We start from the raw sequence: 6,689 nt of genomic DNA, 5'->3' as shown, positions 1-6,689 counted from the left end.
TTTCCTTATTACAGAAAAGTGCCTTTTAGTAAGGGTACACATAAAGGGTTATCTCATAATAAAACCCTAATTCCATATAACAGTTTTATATTGGGGTACCGCCAACATTCCACGTTTATCTGACGGTACACCATATTCAAAAAAGTTCTCCCCAAATGCCAGTCAGTGTTTTCTACGAACAGCTGATTAAGGACACGGCGTGCTATTCAACGCAGGGAGGGCCTGCCGTACTGTCATGACTTAAAGCTTAATTATAAGTTTCCTCCTTCATACCGGCGCAATGTATCTTTAACCTAGAATATCAGAAAGTGCACTTTTTACGTCTGGAAATTGAAAGGAGTAATTGTGGTGAAGTGCTTTTAGAGGGAGTACCCGCTGCCCTTTTAATACCAACTGATTCATTTCACCAAGTACTACTTTTACTACAACCCCAGGAACATGAAGCCAATATGGGCGGTGAAGGACGTCTGCAATGGACTGTCCGAATGATGACATGCGTATTGGATGAGGCGAGGTCACATTCAACGGTCCATCTACTTCAGGGTTAATGATGGCGAAGTAAACCATCTCAACCGCATCTTGAATGTGCACCCAGGAAATCCATTGCATCCCACTGCCGATTGTCCCCCCAATACCTAATTTATAATGTAGTACCATTCGCGGAAAGGCACCCTCTTGACCCAGAATCATGCCGAAACGCGCGAAGACCGTTCTAATGCCTAATTCATTCGCCATTGCCCCTTCTTTCTCCCAACGCTTTACAACACTGGCCAAAAAATCGTTTGCATCACTATTGGAGGACTCATTAAACGTTTTGAAGTCTGACATCCCGTAGTAACTTATACCTGAAGCGTTAACAAGAACTTTTGGCTTTGGATGAAGATGTCTCAAAATTCGAATGACCTCTTTTGTGGCTGTAAGACGGCTATTCAAAATAGCCTCTTTTTTACTTTGGGTCCACCGTCCGCTATTAATTGATTCCCCGGCTAAATTGACCATCGCATCGACATCTTTAAGTTCGTTTTCAGGTTGATGATCTGCAGAAAGCCAATCAACATAATGAACGAATTCACTTGTTCTTTTATGATTTGGAAGACGCGTTAATATGGTTACTCGATGGCCTTTTTGAATCAACAGATGAGTCAAGGCTTGACCTACAAACCCGCTTCCTCCCGCAATAACAACATGCAATGTACTCACCACCCGCAACGACTTATTTGATGAAGTAACGGCCTAAAAGATTGCCAACAAGAAACACAGGAATCATAACCAGGCTAACGGGGAGACTAACGAAAATGAACTGCCCGTCTATCAGGCCGGATTGGAACAACCGGTCATAGGCAATAAGAGAGTAAGGGATGAGAAGGCATAGCGCCGTTATGATGCCAGGTGTGTAGCCTTTGAAAAAGATGGACTGAACAATATGGATGATCGCCTGCAGAATAAACAAATTGAGTATGGCTGTATATAAAAGAAAGCCCCCTCCGTTTATTGAGAAATGGGCAGTCATCAATGTAGTGAATGAGATAATCAGCAAAATCCATGTAGCCGAAATAGAAAGTTGGGCAGCGGTCGAACCTAGTTTTCCCCTCATTTCTAATGTTAGTTTGACGAAGGGAGCTTTTCTGTTTTTATGTGCAATCATGAAAGATTCAATGGTTATGATCTCTTCTAAGTCATGGAACATAAAAATGATTGGGAACAACCAAATGATTGTATGAAGATCGAAAAATTCGCGGAAAGTTTCAAGCATCTTTTGCCTCCTGCTTGTTCGAAAGAATTTGTTTTTCACCAAGACCTTGTCCTGTTGTGGTTTTGTTCATTGTATCGACAGACTATAAAAATATGCCAGCAGTCACTTGAAAGCTTTTTGAATCCACAGATCCCTGTTAGGTCCCTTCAGTTAATTTTTGATAATGGGCCAGGGCCAGTAACGGAAAAACGTATTCGTAACAATGATAATTGATATAAAAGGCTCCCGCCATGCCCCTTCCTTTCGGGTAGGTCTTTGCCCAGTCTTTTTCTTTGCCATCTACTAAAAAAGCTGCACCGCGTTTAATGTCAGGTGTGACTTCAGTCGCGGCCGAGATAAGTGTATCAAGGGCCCATGCTGTATGAGTGCGGGTACTTTCGCCCAAAGGCACATAACAATTTTCGATATCACTTTTGCAGGATTCTCCCCAACCTCCGTCTTGATTTTGAATGGCTTTTAACCAGTTTACAGCCTTCTGAATAGCAGGATGATTCGGGGAAACCCCAACAGCAACCATTCCCGTTACCGCCGCCCATGTGCCATAAATATAGACGCCCCAGCGCCCTATCCAAGAACCATCCGATTCTTGATTCTTTAACAGCCAACGAATCCCGCATTTCACCATGGGATGATGAAAATCCAAATGGGTATAGTTCCCGAAAAACTCTAATGTCCTTCCCGTTAAATCAACCGTCGACGGATCAATCAACAAATCTTTTCCGCCCTCGATTGGTAATAGGTTCAACAGTTTCTTGTTCACATTCTTTTCGAATGCCGCCCATCCACCGTCATTGTTTTGCATGGAAATGAGCCAGTTGATTCCCCGATCCCATGCCTGCCGACAATCCACCCTTTCGATGACCAACGTTCGAATCGCTCTTAGTGCAGCCGTTGTGTCGTCAATATCCGGATGGATTGTATTCATGTCCTCAAAGCCCCAGCCTCCCGGCAAAAGATTCGGTTCATGAATGATCCAATCCCCGTATTTGACATGTTGCCGGGAAAGGATATATTGGTTTGCCTTCTGGACGGTATTCAATAAATAAGGGACTCCGGATTCTTGCAGAGCATAACTGATTAACGTCGTGTTCCAGACCGTAGCCGTCGCATATTGGCAGTGGAGTTCTCCATCAATCCGGCAGGTCATCGCTTTTAAGCCTTGCAAGGCACGGGTGATCACCGGATGTGTATTTGAATATCCCCTCGCCAATAAAGCAAAAATCATCATAGAAGTTGAACCGAAATAATTACATAAGGTGCCATCCGGTTCTATTCTATCCAGCATATATTGTTCGGCGCGATATAAAGCTAACTCGCGAAGGTTTCCGGGGTAGTCTTTCAGGCCTTTCATCCCTTTTTGAATCAAATCAATAACCGAGCGGAATTCCGGATCTTCTGTAAAAAAATAATTTTCTCTTTTCAGATACAAATCAGAGAGATCAGGAGACCGTGGGGTTCTCCTGCTGAAACCCAAATTGGCCAGAATCAGAAACGGGATGATGTTCGTTCTACCAAACACGGAGATGTCAAAAAGATTGATTGGAAAGGAGTCCGGTATAAGCAGCACTTCTATCTTAATGGGAAAAGGCGGCCACTCGCATTGTCCGGTTAGAGCCAGCAGGATTTTAAAAAACATATGGACTTCCGTAGCCCCTCCGTTGGCAAGGATAAACCTTCTTGCTGCCTGGATATCCGGGTCACCCCGATCTCGGTAGCCGGAGTAAAGAAGGGCATAATAAGCTTCCACAGTGGACGTAAGATTCCCTTTTCCTTCATCATAAAACAAACCCCATGAACCATCTTTCTTCTGTTTCCCTGCAATACGTTCCACCAATTCTTTTATGAACGCCTCGTCATTTATCTCCAATGTCCGCAATAAGATAATCATGTGACAGTCTGTTCCGATGCCGGTCTCGAAAGGATATTGCCAGGACCCGTCAGCTGTTTGGTCCCTAATGACCTGATCGACGATTCGGTTCATTTCCGCACGTACCCGATGCCTCATGTTACCCCCCTCTTTCGAATACTCACGTTGTATTCATATTCTTCTAGCAATATGAATATGCATTTCTTTATGGGAGAATCGGACGCAATTCAAATGAAATGTTGATAAGGGATGATTACTTTTGCTTAATTCCTATTCGGATATAAAAAAGGATTTGAAAAAAAAATTAAAAAGTAAATCTTCCGGCCTCCTGCCCTCTTTATCCGAAAACGATAAACAACGTATTTACTATATAAGAGAACAGACAAAACAACATAATCAAAACAACGTGACACGGACTCAGGCTTATTATAATTTTTACCTTGAGCACCCAGAAATCCATTGGGCCTTTCTTGGACATATGGTATCGCGGAACGTTGGCTGGAATATGACCGATTTAAAAGGGGACTTGCTGACAAAACTTCTCCCGGAAAGAGATCAGCAGGCGATTTATTCTTTCTTGGAACGCGGCAGCTGGTTGATTTTTCAGGATGTGTATCCCCAGTGTTTGATTTATGACCTAAGTGTGAAAGCCAACCAGGAAATGTTCCACCTTTTGCCCTTTTTTCACATTTCCACCTTTATGGAAACGATGTGGCGTTATTTTTGGAACAGAGGGGATTCCTACACTCTTACGATTGCGACTGTGATCAATGAACAAAGTTATTTGGAAAAAAGATTGATCCAAAATGATCACTTTAAAAAAACCGTAACCGGTACGGTCAGCTTCAAGTTGTATGATTTTTTGCGTCTCAATCACATTCTTTTTCCATACTGTGCAGAGGAAGATAGGCAACAAGCCTTACTTGCCGGCGCTACCTCGCGCCATTTCACTTCGCTTCACGAACGAATTTTATTCGGAAAAAGATTGTATGCCCTTCTTTTTCAGCGAAAAAATATTTCAGCTGGCATTTTGAAATGGGCGCACGATCATCCCCATACAGGTTCACGAAAAGATTATTGGCCCGATTTGTTTAACGATGTAAACGAATTTTTTCCCCGTTCCCTTTATAAACCTCGGGTCAAGAATTGTAAGTTGAGAAAAGGCGCCGCCGACCGGTTGTACAGCCCACCGTTAAAATACGCCTGGCCGAATACTACTCATGAAGAAGCGGAAAGCGGCGACTGGTTTGAGGATTGGCATGTTCTGGACTATATTCATAAGGAAGTCGATGTGAATGGAGATATATTCGGGAATTATTGCAAAACGCTTGAAACCATTGAGCTTGCGGTCATGGGAAAGGAAGCCCTTCTGTTACGGGAAGAGGATTAACCATCTATGTGCGGTGATTTTGACAGCTGTTCTACATATTTGCATTGGTCGCTTCTTTCATTTTGACTTTTATACCTCGAATTGTTGATTGTGTCATAACAGAAAGGGGTAGTGTCAGGAAAATGCGCTTCCTAACGGTACCCCTCTAATAATAGAATGAACATAAGAGTAGGATTATTGCAGATATTAAGAATGTGTTTTCCAATAGACTAACCAAAAAATCACTCCTCACATTAAATGCAACTAATTTTTCCTACGATTTTTGCTAGGCATGAAGGTATTTACATTCATCTTCAGTATAAAATTTGAAGTTATTCTAAACTCTTTTTTCAACAACCTGAGCACCCAAAAAAAAACTGCAGGAACCATGTCCCTGCGGTCAAACTTATATTCTCTCCAAAGCTTCTCCAAGAAACTTTGCAAGCTCGAGCATTCCGTATTTTTCTGCTTTTGCTTCTGCGTCTGAATTATAGTTTGTGTTTGTATTGACGTCATACGTAAAAATTTCACCAGCGGCATTTTTTACAAATTCAATGCCGGCAACATCAATTTTAACAGCCTTTAGAAAAGCTTCATAGCGTTCGATTAAATCACGATCAACATCTTCTACAATTTCGAACTTAGGTCTTACTTCTACTTCTTCTCCTACAGGACAAAATAGGTCACCAATTTGACATACATCCGCTGGACATAGCTCAAATCCTTCTGACGTATCGACCCTTACAGAATAAACGTATTTGCCACCTACAAACTCAGCTCTTGTAATATAGGAATCTGGTGATTGGATATACTCCTGGATAAGCGTAATTCCATCTACAGACTCTTCAAATGCAGGACTATTAACATGTAACTTCAATGCTTCAACAGTTTGGAACAATTGGACTCCAAGTCCTTTACCAGCCCGATTATGTTTAGTAATGAATGGGGCTGTTCCTAGCTTTTCAGCAGCTTCTATAATTTGCTCGCGGCCCACTGCACCAATTGTTTTTGGAGTTCGAACTCCACTCGCTTCAAGCGCTGTATATTGTTTAATTTTGCTAAGTTCAAGACGTAATGCATTACTACTATTAAAAACAGTTCGATTATGGAATTCAAGCCAATCAAGAATTCCACCAGTCAACTCAGGTGCAAATCGGTGATCTCTTGTGTGTGAGGACGCACTCATACGATTATAAAATACCCCTTCTGGCGGTAACGAAGTTAAATCGATGATCCCTTTATCAAGATGCCATGCCTCATATGGCAGGTTTAATTCATCCAATCGTTTTGTTAAATGAGAGGTCCAATCATCATTTTCATGGATAATGTATATTTTTTTAGACATATCAAACGTCCCCTTCATTTTCATTTTTTAAAATATTGACCTAGTCACCACTTAATCTTGGAATTACATATGTTAACCTGTAGCGTTACTTTAAGTACAAAATTTCACAATCTCTCCTAAACTTTAACATAGATATCTAGGAATTGTTCAACAATATAACCCTAGAATAAAAATAAGCGCAATCCTTTTTTGAAGTGACCCCAAAATGTTAGATTCGTGTCTAACATTTGAGGTGCAGTTAAAGGAATGCTCCCGATTGTTTAAGATATTAATTTAATTTTGATATTCATGTAAAGATTTTAAATGGTAACTCATAATAATAAGTTCGCCTTTTCTTCCCATCTTCCTTGCACCT

At 41.4% G+C, this 6,689-nt stretch carries 5 protein-coding genes; 1 reads left to right on the top strand and 4 read right to left on the bottom strand.

Annotated elements, in window-relative coordinates; all coding sequences use genetic code 11:
* Positions 1–288: 288 nt before the first annotated feature.
* The 3 genes from V7127_RS23690 to shc all read right to left on the bottom strand — a co-directional run bounded on the left by V7127_RS23690 (position 289) and on the right by shc (position 3,758).
* The gene (locus V7127_RS23690; protein ID WP_335490434.1) at positions 289–1,191 is read right to left on the bottom strand and encodes a TIGR01777 family oxidoreductase; all 903 of its coding nucleotides are present in this window, start codon (positions 1,189–1,191) and stop codon (positions 289–291) included.
* 22 nt (positions 1,192–1,213) lie between these two features.
* Positions 1,214–1,753 carry an HXXEE domain-containing protein gene (locus V7127_RS23685; protein WP_335490430.1) on the bottom strand — a complete coding sequence of 180 codons (540 nt, stop codon included), beginning with the start codon at positions 1,751–1,753 and terminating at the stop codon, positions 1,214–1,216.
* A gap of 136 nt (positions 1,754–1,889) precedes the next feature.
* On the bottom strand, positions 1,890–3,758 hold the full coding sequence (gene shc, locus V7127_RS23680) for a squalene--hopene cyclase (protein WP_335490427.1): 1,869 nt from the start codon (positions 3,756–3,758) through the stop codon (positions 1,890–1,892).
* 121 nt (positions 3,759–3,879) lie between these two features.
* Here shc and V7127_RS23675 point away from each other — a divergent pair, with 121 nt between their 5' ends.
* Entirely contained in the window at positions 3,880–5,010 is a 1,131-nt protein-coding gene (locus V7127_RS23675) for a DUF2515 family protein (RefSeq protein WP_438824057.1), read from the top strand.
* A gap of 385 nt (positions 5,011–5,395) precedes the next feature.
* Here the strand turns inward: V7127_RS23675 and V7127_RS23670 are convergent, their stop codons facing one another.
* Positions 5,396–6,334, bottom strand: a complete 939-nt coding sequence (locus V7127_RS23670; protein ID WP_335490422.1) for an ATP-grasp domain-containing protein — start codon at positions 6,332–6,334, stop codon at positions 5,396–5,398.
* Positions 6,335–6,689 lie beyond the last annotated feature (355 nt).

The organism is Bacillus sp. JJ1773 (assembly GCF_036962035.1).
GTDB lineage: Bacteria > Bacillota > Bacilli > Bacillales > Cytobacillaceae > Cytobacillus.
Note: the sequence above shows the minus strand (reverse complement) of the source record. Positions and strands in the feature narration are given on the sequence as shown.

Coding starts and splice junctions, on each gene's coding strand:
- V7127_RS23685 (WP_335490430.1), bottom strand. CDS start 1,753: ATGCTTGAAACTTTCCGCGAATTTTTCGATCTTCATACAATCATTTGG.
- V7127_RS23670 (WP_335490422.1), bottom strand. CDS start 6,334: ATGTCTAAAAAAATATACATTATCCATGAAAATGATGATTGGACCTCT.
- shc (WP_335490427.1), bottom strand. CDS start 3,758: ATGAGGCATCGGGTACGTGCGGAAATGAACCGAATCGTCGATCAGGTC.